This is a genomic window from Mesorhizobium kowhaii, from assembly GCF_042431665.1.
In the GTDB taxonomy this organism is placed as follows: domain Bacteria; phylum Pseudomonadota; class Alphaproteobacteria; order Rhizobiales; family Rhizobiaceae; genus Mesorhizobium; species Mesorhizobium kowhaii.
Map to the genome: position 1 here is coordinate 1 of NZ_JBHLYT010000031.1, position 16,609 is coordinate 16,609.

The following is a 16,609-nucleotide window of genomic DNA, read 5'->3' on the forward strand; positions in this document are numbered from 1 at the left end:
CAGGCCTTCAAGCGAATCATTCGGCGGCAGAGTCACGCAAAGGGTGAATCACAAACCCGCCCCCCTGCAAACCCCACCTCCGCCCGGAAATCTGCCCCGGTTACCGTGATCTTGTTCGCACCCGTCAGCGTCCGCCGGCGCTAATACACTGAAGATCAGCTCGCTGGCCGTCACGTGGACGCGTAAGCACCAACACGCAGTTGGGCGGTTTCGGTTGCCGCTCCGGCCCACCACTCGCGGCACGCCAGAAGGGCTAGATCGACGCTTGCCCGCCCCCGAATTCAGCAATCCGCACGCGGCATCAGATTGGAATTGGGATCGTGCCCACTGGAGTGGTGTAGCTGACGGCATTGGTCGCCGTGCTCTCCGGCATGGGCCGGAATGATCAGCGCGCCACTGCCGGCAGGCTGATGAGCGGATCATCGCTCATCTGGCTGATGGTCTCAAGCGTCATGTAGCGGGCCCGCTGCACGGCCCATTCATCGTTCTGTTCGAGCAGCAAGGCGCCGACGAGGCGGACGATGGCGTCGTCATTGGGGAAGATGCCGACGACCTCGGTCCTGCGCTTGATCTCGCCGTTGAGGCGCTCGATGGGATTGGTCGAGTGGAGCTTGGCACGATGTTCCTTCGGGAAGGTCATGTAGGCGAGCACGTCGGGCTCGGCGTCGTCCATGATGGTGGCGAGCTTGGGCACCTTCGGCCGGATCTGGTCGGCAACGGCGCGCCATTGGGTGCTGGCGGCTTCCGGCGTCTCCTGGGCGAAGGCGGTGGCGATGAAGGCCGAGACGACGCGGCGACCGCTCTTGCCGGCATGCGCCAGCACATTGCGCATGAAATGAACCCGACAGCGTTGCCAGGTGGCGCACAGCACCTTCGAGACCGCCGCCTTGATGCCCTCATGGGCGTCGGAGACGACAAGCTTGACGCCGCGCAGGCCGCGCCGGGTCAGCTTGCGCAGGAACTCGGTCCAGATCGGCTCGGCCTCCGAGGTGCCGATCTCCATGCCCAGCACCTCGCGCCGGCCGTCGCTGTTGACGCCGACGGCGATGATGACGGCGACCGAGACGATGCGCCCGCCGCGGCGCACCTTCAGGTAGGTGGCATCGATCCACAGATAGGGCCAGTCGCCCTCGATCGGCCGGTCGAGGAAGGCCTTCACCTTGCCGTCGATCTCTTCGCACAGCCACGAGACCTGGCTCTTGGATATGCCACTCATGCCCATGGCCTTGACCAGGTCGTCGACGGAGCGTGTTGAGATGCCCTGGATGTAGGCCTCCTGGATGACGGCGGTGAGAGCCTTCTCCGCCATACGCCGCGGCTCCAGGAAGCCCGGGAAGTAGCTCCCCTTGCGCAGCTTCGGGATGCGCAGCTCGACGGTGCCGGCCCGCGTCTCCGAGTCGCGCTCGCGGTAGCCATTGCGCTGCGCGAGCCGCAGCGGATCCTTCTCGCCATAGGCGGCGCCGGTGGCGGTTCCCACCTCCAGCTCCATCAGACGCTCGGCGGCAAAGCCGATCATCTCGCGCAGGAGATCGCAATCAGGGCTCTTCTCCACGAGCGCGCGCAGGTTCATCATGTCATCGGTCATCGGTGGTTCCTTCGAATCAGGTTGGTGTCAGCAACCCGACCTTTACCGGGGAACATCGATGACCGCCGCAAAGCCGCTCGCTCGCTACGGCGCTGTTGAGGGCGCGCTCGCGAGCGGCTTCGTCACCGCCGAGCTACACCACTCAGCGGGGCACGACCGGAATTGGCGATGTCGCATTAGAAACGGCATCCGTTATCTCAATCCGAGAGCCCTGTATGGCAAATCGCGGCAGCCAGCAGCCTCTTTTGGCGACCCCAGACACTGCATTCGGGCCGCGAATGGTTGCATATCGGCTACGCATGTTAGGGAGCAGTAGAAGCCTGCTAAATTGCCGCTGCGGTTGAATCATCGGTGCGTCAGACGCGGGGCAGTTAAGGTGTCTTTAGAAAACAGGGTGGTGTGGTCGGAAGGCCTGTTTCTTCGACCGCAGCACTTTCAGCAGAACGACCGTTACGTGGAAAAGTTGCTGCGCGGCAGGACTGCCGCTCTACATGGCTATGGCTGGGGCATCACTGAGCTCCGCATCAATCGCGAACTACTCGCTCTCGGCAAGATCGCTGTCGAAACGGCATGTGGCGTCTTGGAGGATGGCACGCCGTTCAGCATCCCCGATGACGCCGACCAGCCAACTCCATACGATGTTCCGGAGTACCTTCGGGATTCGCTCATCCATTTGGCGGTACCGCTTCATCGAAGCGGGGCCGTTGAAACCGACGTGCGAGCGGAAGCTGACGTGCCGATCCGCTTCGCGGGCGTAAGTCAGGATATCATCGACACAAATGCCGGCGAAAGGGGCAGCGCCTCCATTGAGGTGGCGCAGCTGCGGTTTCAGCTCTTGCCGGACGCGGCGGATCGGTCAGCCTTCACTTGCCTCCCGATCGCCCGTATCATGCAAGTCCGGGCCGACCGGCAAGTCATTCTCGATGAGGCGCACGTCGCGCCAACTCCCGACTGTGCCAGCTCCCACGTCCTCTCGAACTACATCACCGAGATCACTGGCCTGCTTCACCATCGTGGTGAGGCTTTGGCCGCGCGAGTTTCGCACTCGGGGACGCATGGGATCGCGGAAATCGCCGATTTCCTTCTGCTACAGGCGATCAATCGTTACGAGCCCTACTTCTCCCACCTTTCCAAGGCAGCGGTCGTAAACCCGGAATCACTGTATGGCGTCATGCTCCAACTGGCGGGCGAACTAGCCACCTTTGCCCTGGTTGAGAAACGTACTCAGAGCTTCGGTGACTACAAGCACCACGCTCTCGCGCATACTTTTTTGCCTGTGATCCAGTCTATCCGGTCGTCACTAAACGCCATACCCGAACAGACGGCGGAGCCGGTGCCGCTACGGCCGCACAAATATGGGTTCCATATCGCCGAGGTGACCGATCGGTCGCTGTTTACGACCGCAAGCTTCGTGCTGGCCGCTCGGGCCGATGTCGAGATCGAGCGACTCCGACGCGAGTTCCCGCGCTATGTCAAGATCGGGCCGGCCGAGAAGATCGAAGAACTCGTCAAAGTCGCATTGCCGGGCATCACCATCAATCCCATATCGGTCGCGCCGCGTCAGATTCCGTTCCATGCTGGATTCACCTACTTCGAGGTCGATCCGCACAGCCGCTGCTGGATGGACTTGCCTCGCTCCGCCGCGTTGACCCTGCACGTCGCCGGCGACTTCCCCAAGCTCGAAATGGCACTGTGGGCCATTCGGGCCTGTTAGCAAAACAGTTTCCTGGGGCGCCCACTATGCAGAAGGCTCTGTTCTGTGTCCGTGAACGTCTCTCCCCATCAGCGATCGAAAGGGCGCTGGGGCGGACCCGTTCAATCTGGCCCAGCAAACATAAGGCGGCAAGCTGGGATGCGTTCGGCCGTGTCCTGGATGAAGTCGTCTCAAGCATCGAAACTGATAAGCTCCGAAGCTTCGACGCCCACTTCGAATCCGCGTATCGCGAGGGCGTCGGCGACCTGCACCCGGCACAGGGCCGTGACGAGAGCGCCCGTTCCGAGAGGCATGAGCTGGGGGGTGATGTTGATTGAAAAAACGATCCCAATTTACCAGCCACCGGCCCGTTTGCCAGCCGAGAAGCCGCTGGAAATCCCTCCGCCGCCGGCGGCGGCACCAAACGAGTCTTTCTGGGAGACGCTTGCGCTCCATCAACCTAATCCGCTGATCGCGGCCGCGGCGGCGCTGCTGGGCCTTTGCGCTCAACTCAAGCGCGGTGGCAGCCATTCCGACGTTGAGGGATTGCGCCTGAAAGTGTTGCAAGAGATTGGTGCCTTTGAGCGTCGTATCATGCCGCTTGGACTGTCCTCCCCAGCGATCAAGATCTGCAAATACGCCCTTTGCGCGACAATCGATGACGTTGTTCTCAACACACGCTGGGGCAGCCACAGCGTCTGGATGACACGGAGCATGGTCGGATCACTGTTTGGCGATACCTTCGGTGGCGACCGTTTTTTCGACGTGATGGCGCACCTGAGAAAAAAACCGCGCGCCAATCTCGAACTCCTAGAACTGCTCTACTACTGCATAAGGTTGGGCTTTAAGGGCCGACACCGGGTCACTATGCGCGGAGCCGCCGAGCTCAGCGTACTTTGCGAAGACGTTTACCGTCTGATCCGCCGAGGCCGCGGTGATTTGGAGCGCGACCTGTCCCTGCACTGGCGCGGGGACTGTGAAGATCGGAAACTGCGCCGCAAATTCGTTCCGATCTGGGTCGTCGTAGCGCTCTTGGCAGGTGTCCTCCTGTCGATCTATACCGGGCTCCTGTTTGCACTAAATGCCCGCGCTGACACAGTCCTCAACGATCTCGCGAAATTGCCGCCGAACGGCACAGGGAGCGTGGTGAGGATCGTACCGCAACCAGCCGTTGCATTGCGCGGCGATCGACTGCGTCACTTTCTCGAGCCCGAAATCCGTGATCGACTCGTCACTGTGAGCGAGGACGCGCAGCAGGTCGTCGTCACCATCCACGCCGCAGGGATGTTCGATTCTGCGAGTCCGAAGGTGAAAAAAACATTCGTGCCGCTTCTTCTGCGGATCGGCCAATCTCTTAATGATGAGGCAGGAACGGTCGTCCTGATCGGGCACACCGATGCCATGCCCATCCAATCGCTCGTCTTTCCTTCAAACCACTACCTCTCGCTTGCCCGTGCCAAGGCGGCTGGCGAGATTATCAAATCCATGATGAGCGACGCAGGGCGAGTGCGAGAGGAAGGCAAAGGCCGCGCGGAGCCGATCGCGCCGAACAATACGCCCGAAGGCCGCGCGCAGAACCGTCGCATCGAAATCATCATCAGGAAGACACGCTGAGAGGCAGCCATGAAGTCAATCCGAAAGACGCTTCGGTCGCTATGGGTGCGTGTCAGCTTGGCGGGCATCGCCTGTGCTTTAATCTTCATCCTCGGACCGCACATCTCGGTCGGTGAATCTACGCCACTCGACGACCTCGGCAGTCAAATTGCGGCGTCGATGGTGATTCTCGGATATGCCGTGGGCGTCGCGCTTCAGTCTAAACTCGACGGGGTTCGGGCTTATTTCGAAGACCTCGTCCAATCACAAGTGTCCGACGCGCTGGACGGGACTGGGGCAGAGCGAAAGAAGGCGAATCCCGCGAGTTCCGACCCCGACGTGGTCCGAGCTGGCACGGCTGCTGAAAAGGAGCTGCAGACGACACTCCTTCGTCTCCGCGAGACCCTTACTATCCTCAAGGGGCGCCGCTTGGCCGGAATCGTCGGCAAGAGCTGGCTCTATCAGCGGCCATGGTATCTGGTCATCGGCCCCCCCGGATCGGGCAAGACCACCGCAATCGTCAATTGCGGGCTCAGCTTTCCGCTGGCGGACAGGTCCAGCCGGAGAGCCCTCGGGCGAACGCGCAGCTGCGAATGGTGGATTGCCGACGAAGCGGTGCTGATCGACGCCGCCGGCCGCTACACGATTCATGAAAGCGATTCAGAGCGGGACAAAGCGGCTTGGCGCGGCTTGCTTCGGCTGCTCCGTCGCTATCGGCCGCGCCAGCCGCTGAACGGGGTCTTGGTAACCATCGCAATCAGCGACCTGAACTCGACATCCGACGACGTGAGCGTCGACCAAGCCAGTTGCATCCGTCAGCGGCTCCTTGAACTAAACAGGGAGCTCCGCCTGCAGCTGCCGGTCTATGTTCTATTCACCAAGAGTGATCTGGCGGCGGGATTTGTCGAGTTCTTCGGTGAACTTGGTGGCGAGGGGACGGAGGCCGTGTGCGGATTCACATTCGCGAGAGAGCCTTCGGAGGGCGACGGCGATCCGATGGAGTCTTACATACCAGCATACGATGCGCTGGTTGGCCGCCTGAACGAAAGGCTGCTTGAACGAATGCAGCAAGAAAGTAACCCCCAAGGTCGCGCACTCATATTCGACTTTCCACAGCAGGTTGCTAGCCTGAAGTATGTGACCGAGCAGTTCTTGCAGGAGGCATTCGCCCGGAATCCGTTTCAGGAGCCGATTATGCTCCGCGGCGTCTACTTCGTAAGCGGGACGCAAGTCGGCACGCGGTTTGATCGTGTTGCGGAGGCCAGATCTCAGATATTCGAGGTCGCTAGGCCGCCTTGTCCTGGGCTCCCTGGCCCGCGGCGCAGTTATTTCATCGGCCGGCTGCTCCGCGATGTCGTTTTCGCCGAAGCTGAGCTCGTCGATGCCGATCCCCGCTTCCTCCGGCGTCAGCGGCGGGTCCGATATGGCGTCTATGCGATCGGTGCGGCGGCCATGATCGCCGCTGGCGTCTTCTGGACGGTCACCTATGTTCGAAACGTCACGCTGATCGAGAGCGTTCGTCTAACAGCTGACAGCTATGCCGCAGAGGCCAAGAAGCTGAACCTCGACCGGGTTGATAACAGCGAGCTTCGACCCATCCTGCCATTGCTCCAGCGGCTACGCAATATCAGGGGCGGCAATGCCGACGGCGACACGGCGGGCGATCGCCTCGCGGGATTGGGTCTCGACCAAAGCAAGAAAATCTCGCTTCAAGCGCGCGCGGCGTACCACCGCGCTCTCAATACTGTCCTGCTGCCACGGCTGATCTCCCGCTTGGAAACATTACTTGCGGAAACACACGATCCTTTGTTTCTCTACGAGGTACTGAATGTCTACCTGATGCTGGGTAAGCAGGCTCCGCTCCAGCGCGAGGTCGTCAAGAACTGGATGGCTGTTGACTGGCGCGTGATGTTTCCGGCCGAAGCGGACGCCGATCTTCGGCACGCGCTCGCTGATCACCTCGACGCCCTCCTGGACCCGCCACTACCTCATGTAGCGCTTAATAGTGAACTGATCGAGAAGAGCCGCGCGAAACTGCAGGCCGTCTCGATGCCCCGCGGCGTGTTCGACATCATCGCGACCAGTCCCGCGGCCTCGCAGCCGCCCACTTCGAGTCTGGACGACCATGCCGCGCCGTTAGCGGAAACCGTCCTGGTCCGTAAATCGGGACAGCCGCTCAGTGCTAAAATTCCTGGCCTTTATACACGAATGGGTTTCTACGGGACTTTCCTGCACTTGCTGCCGCAGGTGGCTGACGCTGTCGCTGCAGAAAGCTGGGTGCTCGATGCACAGGCAGTCGCGCCGGCCGCGGCCGGTGACGTGAGCCAGCAGCTGCGGCGCCCGGCGGCAGACCTCCACCCCCGGGAGTTCGCGTTCCGCCGGGACCAGCTCATTGGCGATGTGTCTCTGCGCCCAATTGGCACCATGGATGACGCGCTGCGAACCTTGGATACGCCGTCCGCGCCGACGTCGCCGATGCTGCGGTTCCTTGTCGCGACGGCGCAAAAGTTAAGGCTCGAGCAGCGACCGGCCCCCGAGGACGGAATGACGAAAGGTAACGGCGTCGCAAAGAGCGAGGCACCACCAACTTACGTTGCGGAACTGATCCGCTCGCGAGCGGTCGCGGACAAGCCTGAAGCTTACGTCCGGCTCTATATGGACGATCATCTTAGGTGGCTGCACCAACGCGTCGACATACTGCCGAATAGTCAGGTGAGCGCGCAGGCGCCGATCGACAGTGCGCTCCAGAATCTCGGCGAACTGTATCGTTCGCTCAGCCAGACCCAAGGGCTGACGGGTTCGGACTGCTTGGAAAAAGACGATCAGGCGGGCGTTGCGATCCGCCAAATTGAGTCGGGAGCCACCAATCTGCCCGAGCCTATCAAACAATGAACTCAGAGGCGAGCTGAAGACGCCAGTTACTTTGATGGGTGAGCGGATCCTGTCCCACCCTTCACCCGACACACCATAATCAAGGACAGGATGAACTGGAGACAAACAATGGCTAAGGCCCATAACAGGCAAAGAGCACTGACGTTCCTGAACCTGATCGAACAGACCAAAGGCAAAGCCGATGTGGAGTTCTGTTTTGCCGTTGGCACAATCGGGGATCCGGAGGAGAAAGCTGTCGTGCTGGTGAAGAAGAGCGGGCTCAATAGTCTGGTCGGAATCCTGAAAAAAATGCCTTATGAAACCGGTGAGGATGGTAAAGCAGACGGCTTTGCGCTTCTGCAGCGCGGCACAGGCAAGATGAACGAAGACGGCGTTATCCTTCTGCGACTTGCCCGCGGAGGCAAAGCCGGATTCCAGCAGGTGAAAAGGAGGATGAAAGAGTATTTCAGGGGCTTCGGCCTGAGGCTACCCGACATGGAAGAAGCTGGAGTGTTAACGGAACAAGACGTTCGGTTATTTGAAGGCACTGTCATGACGAACTCTCAATATCTCCCGGCAGACGACGATGAACAACCGACGAACACCGTCAAGAACGCCGAGGATACCCTTTCGGAACGTGTCGAAAACGGGGAGGGGATAGACCGGAGCGAAGCGGAAGGGCATTCGCAGCGGCCTCTTTCGGACGTGCTGAAGCAGGGCGTTGCCAGCGCGGCGGCAACAATTTCCAATCACGTTCTAAGTCTGAGCGAGCAAATCGGCGCGGGCCAGACCGCCGAGTTGGCCCGATTGACTAAGAAAGTTACCGATTGGCTTGGGCCGATGCTGGCTGCGACGCCCCCGGACGAGCAGGAGGCAAAGCTGCACAACTCCACCAGCCGGTTAATGCTGATGTTGGCATGTCCTGAGAATCTGCGAAATCTCCAATACGTGGACGAGACGGCCGACGGCGTGGTCCAGGACGAGACACACGGCTCCGGCCCGGAAGAGATCGCGGTAAACGGCATAGATCTTAACAGAGTCCCGACCAACTCCCTCAAACAGGACGAGGTGATAGAGACCTTGTTTCGCCTGGCCAAGGCCAAGGCTCAAGAGCGACAGCTTTCCTTTGCCCTGGCGGAGGCGAATTCTGAAAAAATCGCGATGATAGTGTCGTCGCAATGGCCCAAGGAAGAAGGCGATGCAGCCCGCAGGCGCGAGATTGTCGAGCGTCTGATCGCCGTGGTGGAGCAGCGGCTTGGCAACGATGATCACCTCGTTGATCTGCTTGGCGTCAAAGTGACCGACCATCAGAAAGGCAAGAAGGTCATCGTGAATTTGGTCGAAAACATCAAGGACACATGGGAGGCGTGTCTCGGCACTGCGTTGACACTGAGGGACGACGTAAAGAGCAGGATCAACCGGCTGATCGATGTGGAAACCCGTGGCGGAAGCTGGAGGCGTGTCGACGACATCTTCCTGCAGTTCAATGATGAGCTCTCGGATCAACTCACCGCCCTCATCGAGGAAGAAGGCGAGGCAATGCCAGGCGCGATTGAGCGCCTCGAAGCCACAGTCCATAGCAAGCTCAGCTATCTCGACAGCAACGCGACTGTTGCATTGCTCGATAATCCTCCAATGGACCTCGGCCCGGGCACCATCGGGCAGACGCTGCGGGCGGGGCTCGCCGACATCATCAACGGCCTAAAGCGCATCAAATCCTCGCACGCAACATCCGCGCCCTAGAGAACGACGGCTTTATCAATCTGCAACCGAACGCGCCATCCTGGCCCTGACTGGCATGCCCGACTTCAACGCTATTGCGATGTGACGAAACATTCGGCCGTCGGGCCTCGGTTTGTTTCGACGGTTTTGTTGTGGGGGCTCAGCGCGGCGGCGATCTCGCGGCGCAGCCAACTATTGCCCGGGTCGTGATGGCAACGCTCGTGCCAAATCAACCCAATCTCATAGGTCGGCAGTTGCACAGGCGGGTCGACGACCGTCAGCGGCAGCATGGCGGCGAGTCGCGCAGCAACGAGCTGCGGTACGATTAGCACCATGTCGGTTGTCGAGATCACTAGGGCAGCCGTCAGCACGTCGGAAACCAGCATTGGGTCTTGGTCCGGCAAGCTTAACCTAGCCAGGCTATCATAGATCAGGCCGAAACCGCCGTTGAAGTTCGAGGAGATGGCCGCGTGGCGGAGCGACGCAAGATTCTCCCTGGTCCATCCCCGTGTCACGGCTGGGTGTTCGTGGCGTACCAGGCAAGCAAAGCGGTCGGTGTACAGGCTGCGCCGCATGTAGCCAGGGGGAGCGGCGTCAATCTGCCCGATCGCCAGGTCGATCTCACCCTGCTCAAGCCGGCTCGCGGCATCGCTGAGGAGCCGATCGGTGGCAATGTCGAGATGAATGCCGCGCTCGTACAGCCGCGGCAGCAAGAGCAGCGCTTGATGGTCGGGTAACATGATCGTTGCCTTCCACCGCCTTTCCGGGGAGGCGGAGCGGCTCGTTACGATCTCACTGATCGAATCTAACGCTGCCGGCAGCATTTCGGCGAGGCGATCGCCGAGCGGCGTCGGAGTCAATCCGGTTGAGGCGCGAACCAGGAGATCGTCATCGAACAGGCCGCGCAGCCTTGCCAACGCCCGGCTGGTTGCCGGTTGGCTTCGGCCAACGTGGTGGGCCGCACGAGTTACGTTACGGTACTCCAGCAGCGCCTCAAGCACGATCAGCAGGTTCAGGTCGATCGATGCAAGGTTCGGCATCTGCCGTTGCCGCGCGGCGTTACGACGTTTCATTAGCTGCGATCCCACGTACTCTTTTGCCTTCTTCCAGCCGCAAGCAGGCTCAGCCGTTTGTCTCTCCTCTTGGGAGGGTAGTGTTCTGCGAGCTTCCTCGCGGGCATCGGCTCTGCATGTCGGTGCCACTGAGGCTCTTGGGAGAAACCGGGGTCAACACAGCACAATCCGCGTTTCGGCGAAGCCGGAATTGCAAACCGATTCGTTTGGCCGCAGTTGCCTTTGGTCGAATCCTCACCCCTCCGATCAACCGGGCCGTGCGTGGTCACCGGGACGGCGAGACGGCAATTCATGAGCTTGGCCTTGTTCCGACAATTCTCGCTCGCGGCCGCAAGTAACGATTGCAGCAGCCAATTCGCCTCCGCTTGACGAGGCAGTGGTCCTCATCTGAAATCTCAGCGAAAGTCACAGACTTAGTTCCGAATAGAGCGGTCTCGTCTGAGTGCCTGGATGAGTGAGTGGATCTATCGTCTCTGCTTGCGCGTCGCATAATAAATGCCGCCGTCCTTAGGCGATTGACAGTGTCATCATTGGTAATAATCATGAATGATAAAAAGAAAGGCAACTTGGTTAGACACCTTTTCTATTTGGCTTCACGGCTTTTACATTTGACAATTATTTGATAGACGTATCATTATATTAAGTATGATATATACGCTCCTTTACAGAGGTGAGCATCCTTCTTGACGTCCTGTTTAAAGTGACTTGCCGCGTTCGGCGGCCGGAGACTACATGGCACAATGGCGTTGACCCGCTGACCTAAGATGTTGCGATAGGTCTACCCTGCCCAGCCGTTTGGAATTGCTAAGAGTCTATGAATTTTTTTGAAGGAGATGTTGCGACTGACGCGTATTGGCGAGTGCTGATCAGGAAGGGGAGCATGAAAAAGCTGGGGGTCGTCAGGCGGCCAGCTTGGGTGCATTTTCTGGTCTCAGCCGTTTCTCGCCAGCGCTTGAAGTCGCTGTCGAGCGTGCCGTCGAGGATGCGCGTTCGCAGTTGGACGCCACGCGGCGTCCATTGTATTTGTTGCTTCTTGGGCAAACCGCTTGGCGATTGCCTGATTGATGGTTGACTCAACGAAGGGCTTGAACGACCTCCCGAGAACGGTGGCGTTCAGCGAAGTTCGGGATGAGATCGGCAGCTGAACTTCTCCAAATATCGCCGCAGCTTGCGTGCCTCTGGCAGCGGACGCCGATTAAAGCGCGTGTCGCGCTTAATCGGCCTCATATCCGGCAGCCTTGAAGAAGTTTCGACACTGTGTCGGGTCAAAAAGGTGGCAGATTTCGCCGAGAGCGTCGGAGAGGGCGTTGAAGGTTCTGGCCGCCTTCTTGCGCAGCAGCGCCTTGAGCTTCTCCCGGCGTCGTATTGCGCCATAGTCGGGATGTTATCGTCCCTAGCAGAGGAGCCATCTATGTCCGAGCTTGCCACAGTTGGTATCGACCTCGCAAAGAGTTGGCCCACTCTGTCTCCATACCCGTCGCCGCAATAGCGGTCGACCTGATCGGCCATCTGCGCGGTGCCGGTCTGATCGCCTCCGGTCCGCGCAGCCCAACACCCGGCGCGCCCTACACCTACGTCACCACCAAAGAATTCCTGCTGGAGTTCGGGCTTGAGACGCTGCGCGACTGCCGGATTTCGAGGCGCTCGAGGATGCCGGGCTGCTGTCAAAGGAGAAGCTGTTGCGTTTCATGCTTGCGGGCTGACGATATCAATCCATTGTGCGATCGCCGATGGTACCGAGCGGCCCGTCTGCCTCAGATCGTACAGGCACTGTTCGCCCACTTGCACACGGCAGACCGTGAAGGCCAACCCCTCCTCGACTGTTGTCTACGTACACCGATGCATCGGCAATCATTGACGCTGCCCCGATGGCTCTTTGGGTTTTCGGGAACCGGCGCAGCAGCCGCTCCGTCTCAACGTCATGCCCATGTTCCGCGACACGAGTCTGAACGCGCAGGATTGAAAGTTCGACATTGGCGAGGCCGACGAATAGCAGCAGAACAAAATAGCCTGCTGCCTGCATGTCACGGATGAGATCGAGCTTGGAATGAACGATGCCATCCGGAAGCTCTTCCCAATACGAAAAGACCGTCTCCATAGCGAAGGGAACTTTGGACTGCATCGCATGGCCGACGAAAGCTTGAACGCCATCCTGCGCCACCTTCATCCAGCTTCTATCGGTATCCCTGAGAGATTGTGCCCGGGAACAAGAGCCCCATCGCTGCCCGTTTCAGGCAGAATCGACAGCATCATCCGGTCAGCATTGATGAGTGGAATTTGCAGACGATCCGACAGGACTTTCCGCCACATCGTGGACTTTCCTGAACCGTTGTGGCCTGCGAGGACGATAGCGAGCGGCTTTTTCGAAGAGGGTCGCGATCGTCACGACAAGGAAGGCACGAATCATCGTCTAGCTCCGGGTCTTTGACGAGGCGGAAGGCGCGCGCCGCGAGCGAGGCGGGTTCACCTGACGCCGAGATCGACGCCCAGCTCTGCCGAAAGCGACCCCAACCGATCCTTCAGCCAGCACGTAGGCTTCTTCTTCACGAACGCAAAGGCGCGGCATTGCAGATTGGCCTCACACACAATGTAGCATCCCACGAAATCTGTCTTTATGCGCGCGTAGTCGCCGCCCACCATGTCACGACCAGAAGCGACGGCGAACGTGGACACCAGCACGCTAGAACTCAGTTCTTCGGCCACGCTGGCCGACGCATCCGGGTTCTTCACGAGCAACTTGGCGTCGCTCTTCAGAAAGCAAAATCGAGCCAGCTTGTTGTAGGTCGAAGCTCGGCAAGAACGATCGGCATTGCAGGCTGCGTGGCATTGAGCCTCGGAAACGTTTCGCAGCGTCGCGTAGTCAAAACCGATCACGTCGTAATCGTCAACGCTGCGGAAGGGTCGCGACGCCACGTAGGGCTCGGGGGCGGGGCTGCTCGTAGCGGGCGCCGCGTCGGTGACAGCAGCACTCTCACGACTATGGCAGAGGACCAGCACCACAGCTGGTGCGACTTTCTCTGCGAGATCCGCCGTCTCCAGGTGCGGCCCGATGGCATCGACGGCATCGAATGCCACGCCTCGGCTCTGAAGGAACGATCGAACCGCACTTCCCCTGACGGCGAAGTTGACGTTCTGGGGCACATTATGCCGGTCGCGCGGTCGTTTAGGACCGCCGTCGTGATACCGAGGACCGCACCGCTTCGATCTACGAGGGGACCGCCGGAATTGCCTGGTTGAATTGGCGTAGAAATCTGCAGGTAGCGGGAGTCGTCACCGATTCCGAGTAGCGAGTTCACGTTGCCGGTCGTGATCTTCACTGAACTCGACAGGGCGGTCGTTAGCGGGTAGCCGAACGCCGCGACGTCTTCTCCCAGCCGCGGCTCAGAATTCCTCAACTTGAGGACAGCCGGTACGGCGCCAGCACTCTTGTCAACAGCCAAGTCCCTTTGAACGTCGACCTTAAGGTCGGTGACCTCACCTCGGCCGACCACCGTTACGCTCTTGCAACCGTCGACGACGTGCGCGTTAGTGACCAGCCATCCGTCGGCGCTGACGAAAAACGCCGTGCCCGATGATGAGACATCCGATGATTGCGACCAAGCTGGATGGATGGCGCAAATCGACGCCATCACTGCAGCACTGACGGCGATACATCGCTTCGAGAAACGAAACACAGTAAAACAGACCACAGCCTAGTCGAAGCTTTTAATCTTGTCAGGCACGAGCACAAGTGGATTGCTTAATGGCGCGCACGCAGACAAGGAGAGCATGGGTTATCGCCAACCGGCTGACGTACATCGGAGAACTGGGCTGGGAGCTCCATATTCCCACTGAGATGGCTCAGCACGTTTTTGATGTCTTGTGGGAAGCCGGTGGCGAGCACGGGTTACGTCCGGCAGGCTATCACGCCCTGGAGCACCTCCGCTCCGAGCGAGCATACCGTGAGTACGAGCTTGACCTAACCCCGGTCGACACACTGCTCGAGGCCGGACTTGGGTTTACGATCGACTGGTCAAAGGCCTGTGGTTTCCAAGGCAAGGCCGCCACAGAGGCCCAGAAGGCGGCAGGCACGCCGCGCAAGCCGCTTCTGTCGTTTAAGCTGCGGGATCCAAAGCCCCCTACTCTTTCGCGAGGAGCTAATCCGCTACGATGGTGGCATTGTCGGCTACATCTCCTCTGGGGTCCGGAACTTTACCCTGGGGTCATCGATAGGACTCGGCTACGTCAACCACGCTGGTGGAGTCAGTCGCGGGTGGATCGACTCGGGAAGCTGGCAGATCGAAATAGACGGCGAGCTGTTCCACGCCGACGCATCCCTGCAGGCTTTCTTCGATCCCAAAGGCCTCAGGACGAAGATCTAGCCCCGCAGGCTGCAAGGTCCGAACGTACTCGGCCCTGTCCAGCCCCGTTCCTCCGCATTTCATCGCCCTCCGCCCGGATTAAAGCGCCAGGTGAACAAAATCCGATTTCAAAGGCGAAGTATTTCGAAATAATGTTGTGGCTGCTTATTACTGCGCCCAACGCCGACCGAAACCGCTCGCTCCTTGATGCCCGCGATTGTCACGACCGACAGATTATATTAGCGTGACCGCGCGGCCAGTACGCGCGTTTGCGAAGGATCGAGAAGGTTATCAGCGCGTGCGCAATGAGAAAGTACTGGAAAATGTCTTCAACAGTTCGTCTAGAGTTAGTCAAATTAGCTTTTAGGCTTTGGGCTAATTGTCCTTCATGATCATGGATACTTGGATCCTGATGATACGACGAGGCCTTGCGAGGCGTCGCGTGGGTTCGGATGTGCGCGACGAGGACGCAGGCAGTCGCGCTCTCGTCAGAAGATCGGCGGGCGCTCTGGCCTCAACGCCGTGCTGACCCCAAATCGGCTTGGCTCGGGCGGGCAAGACGCATGGAAGACCATGGAGGTCTTCCTGTGGCTCCAGGGCCTTCCCCGGCCATCCGCCGGCGCAATGCCTGCCTATATGCCGACGAACCTCACATCATGGATCAACTTGTTGCAAGTCATCGATCCAATCGGGCTTGCCGAACCGACAAGCTGTCATAGCCCTTCGCCTTGTATACCGCAGTGGATATCAGCCAACTGGCGAGGAAGATGCCGACAACCGCGAAACCGAAATTGGCGAGGTTGTCGTTCATCGCGCCGACGAAGCCCCAGATCCCACCTTCGAGGCCGAGCTTGTCGGCAATCAGGCCAAGCGCCTCGATGCCGCCGATGAAGATCGCCACGGCCACGGACGCCGCCGTGATGGTAAGATTGTACCACAGCTTGCGGATCGGATTCACGAAAGCCCAGCCATAGGCGCCGGTCACCAGGACGCTGTCGGTCGTGTCCATCAGCGACATCCCAGCGGTGAAGAGTGCTGGAAAGACAAGGATCGACCAGAACGACATTCCTTGCGCCTCCTGGGTTGCCGAAATGCCGAGCAGGCCGATTTCAGTGGCGGTGTCGAAGCCGAGGCCGAACAGGAAGCCGATCGGATACATGTGCCATGAGCGCGAGACGATGCCGAACAGCGGGCCGAAGATGCGGGCGATGAAGCCGCGACCGGCAAGCAACGCATCGAGGTCTTCGTCGACGACCTTTTCGCCGCGCCGCGCGCGAGAGAACGCCGCCCAGATGCCTCTCAGGATAAACAGGTTGGCAATGCCGATCACCAGCAGGAACAGCGCTGACACGCCGGTGCCGATGACGCCGCCTATGCTATGAAATTCGTCCAGCCTGGACTGCATCATTGTCGCTGCTGCGGCGATGGCGATGGAGGCCACGATGACAATGCTCGAGTGCCCGAGCGAGAAGAAGAGGCCGACCGAGTAGGGCGCCTTGCCTTCCTGCGTCAGCTTGCGCACGACATTGTCAATCGCCGCGATATGGTCGGCGTCGAAGGCATGGCGCAGGCCGAACATATAGGCGAGCAGTGCGGTGCCGAGCAGCGCTGGCCGATCGGCAAAGGCGATCCACGCCCATACCCATGCCGTGATGTTGGCGGCGATGAGCAGGACGTAGGTCATCGCCGCCCTGGTTCTCACCCGAGTTGGCCGATCGTCGAAGGGATTGGG

The 16,609-nt window shown here is 59.8% G+C and carries 12 protein-coding genes and 3 pseudogenes; 9 read left to right on the top strand and 6 right to left on the bottom strand.

All coding sequences use genetic code 11. From position 1 onward, the window contains the following. Window positions 1-385 precede the first annotated feature (385 nt). On the bottom strand, window positions 386-1,585 hold the full coding sequence (locus ACFFNA_RS18785) for an IS256 family transposase (protein WP_378920620.1): 1,200 nt from the start codon (window positions 1,583-1,585) through the stop codon (window positions 386-388). Window positions 1,586-1,961: 376 nt separating this feature from the next. Here ACFFNA_RS18785 and tssK point away from each other — a divergent pair, with 376 nt between their 5' ends. From tssK to ACFFNA_RS18810, 5 genes are all read left to right on the top strand, one after another. Beyond that, window positions 1,962-3,299 (top strand): type VI secretion system baseplate subunit TssK, encoded by a 1,338-nt coding sequence (tssK, locus tag ACFFNA_RS18790; protein ID WP_378920622.1) that lies wholly within the window; start codon window positions 1,962-1,964, stop codon window positions 3,297-3,299. Between the two features lie 26 nt (window positions 3,300-3,325). Beyond that, entirely contained in the window at window positions 3,326-3,616 is a 291-nt protein-coding gene (locus ACFFNA_RS18795; protein WP_378920624.1) for a type VI secretion system-associated FHA domain protein, read from the top strand. Then, entirely contained in the window at window positions 3,606-4,892 is a 1,287-nt protein-coding gene (gene icmH, locus ACFFNA_RS18800) for a type IVB secretion system protein IcmH/DotU (protein ID WP_378920626.1), read from the top strand. Before ACFFNA_RS18795 ends, icmH begins: the two co-directional genes overlap by 11 nt. Window positions 4,893-4,949: 57 nt before the next feature. Beyond that, window positions 4,950-7,763 (top strand): type VI secretion system membrane subunit TssM, encoded by a 2,814-nt coding sequence (gene tssM / locus ACFFNA_RS18805; protein WP_378920628.1) that lies wholly within the window; start codon window positions 4,950-4,952, stop codon window positions 7,761-7,763. Window positions 7,764-7,871: 108 nt separating this feature from the next. Further along, complete coding sequence (locus ACFFNA_RS18810; RefSeq protein WP_378920630.1) at window positions 7,872-9,485, top strand: hypothetical protein; 1,614 nt, start codon at window positions 7,872-7,874, stop codon at window positions 9,483-9,485. A 71-nt stretch (window positions 9,486-9,556) separates the two neighbouring features. Here ACFFNA_RS18810 and ACFFNA_RS18815 read toward each other — a convergent pair whose 3' ends face one another. Then, complete coding sequence (locus tag ACFFNA_RS18815) at window positions 9,557-10,537, bottom strand: LysR family transcriptional regulator (protein ID WP_095090136.1); 981 nt, start codon at window positions 10,535-10,537, stop codon at window positions 9,557-9,559. Window positions 10,538-12,028: 1,491 nt separating this feature from the next. Between ACFFNA_RS18815 and ACFFNA_RS18820 the strand changes: the two are divergent. Then, window positions 12,029-12,240 (top strand): annotated as a pseudogene (locus ACFFNA_RS18820) (SMC-Scp complex subunit ScpB); the annotation flags it as partial. Window positions 12,241-12,245: 5 nt separating this feature from the next. Here the strand turns inward: ACFFNA_RS18820 and ACFFNA_RS18825 are convergent. The 3 genes and pseudogenes from ACFFNA_RS18825 to ACFFNA_RS18835 form a co-directional block, all read right to left on the bottom strand. Further along, a complete protein-coding gene (locus tag ACFFNA_RS18825) occupies window positions 12,246-12,704 on the bottom strand; it encodes a hypothetical protein (protein WP_206073790.1) in 459 nt (152 codons plus the stop codon). A 296-nt stretch (window positions 12,705-13,000) separates the two neighbouring features. Further along, window positions 13,001-13,612 carry a PAN domain-containing protein gene (locus ACFFNA_RS18830; RefSeq protein WP_378920633.1) on the bottom strand — a complete coding sequence of 204 codons (612 nt, stop codon included), beginning with the start codon at window positions 13,610-13,612 and terminating at the stop codon, window positions 13,001-13,003. Window positions 13,613-13,755: 143 nt separating this feature from the next. Further along, a pseudogene (locus tag ACFFNA_RS18835) lies at window positions 13,756-14,073 on the bottom strand (S1 family peptidase); the annotation flags it as partial. On the opposite strand from ACFFNA_RS18835, the gene ACFFNA_RS18840 reads away from it, so the two are divergent. The 3 genes and pseudogenes from ACFFNA_RS18840 to ACFFNA_RS18850 all read left to right on the top strand — a co-directional run bounded on the left by ACFFNA_RS18840 (window position 14,066) and on the right by ACFFNA_RS18850 (window position 14,898). Then, complete coding sequence (locus ACFFNA_RS18840; RefSeq protein WP_378920664.1) at window positions 14,066-14,233, top strand: hypothetical protein; 168 nt, start codon at window positions 14,066-14,068, stop codon at window positions 14,231-14,233. The pseudogene ACFFNA_RS18835 and the gene ACFFNA_RS18840 sit on opposite strands and share 8 nt — an antisense overlap. A 46-nt stretch (window positions 14,234-14,279) precedes the next feature. Further along, a pseudogene (locus ACFFNA_RS18845) lies at window positions 14,280-14,495 on the top strand (hypothetical protein); the annotation flags it as partial. Between the two features lie 64 nt (window positions 14,496-14,559). Next, window positions 14,560-14,898, top strand: coding sequence for a glycine cleavage T C-terminal barrel domain-containing protein (locus ACFFNA_RS18850; RefSeq protein WP_378920635.1), 339 nt, complete (start codon window positions 14,560-14,562; stop codon window positions 14,896-14,898). A 655-nt stretch (window positions 14,899-15,553) separates the two neighbouring features. Here the strand turns inward: ACFFNA_RS18850 and ACFFNA_RS18855 are convergent. Then, complete coding sequence (locus ACFFNA_RS18855; RefSeq protein ID WP_378920660.1) at window positions 15,554-16,561, bottom strand: HoxN/HupN/NixA family nickel/cobalt transporter; 1,008 nt, start codon at window positions 16,559-16,561, stop codon at window positions 15,554-15,556. Window positions 16,562-16,609 lie beyond the last annotated feature (48 nt).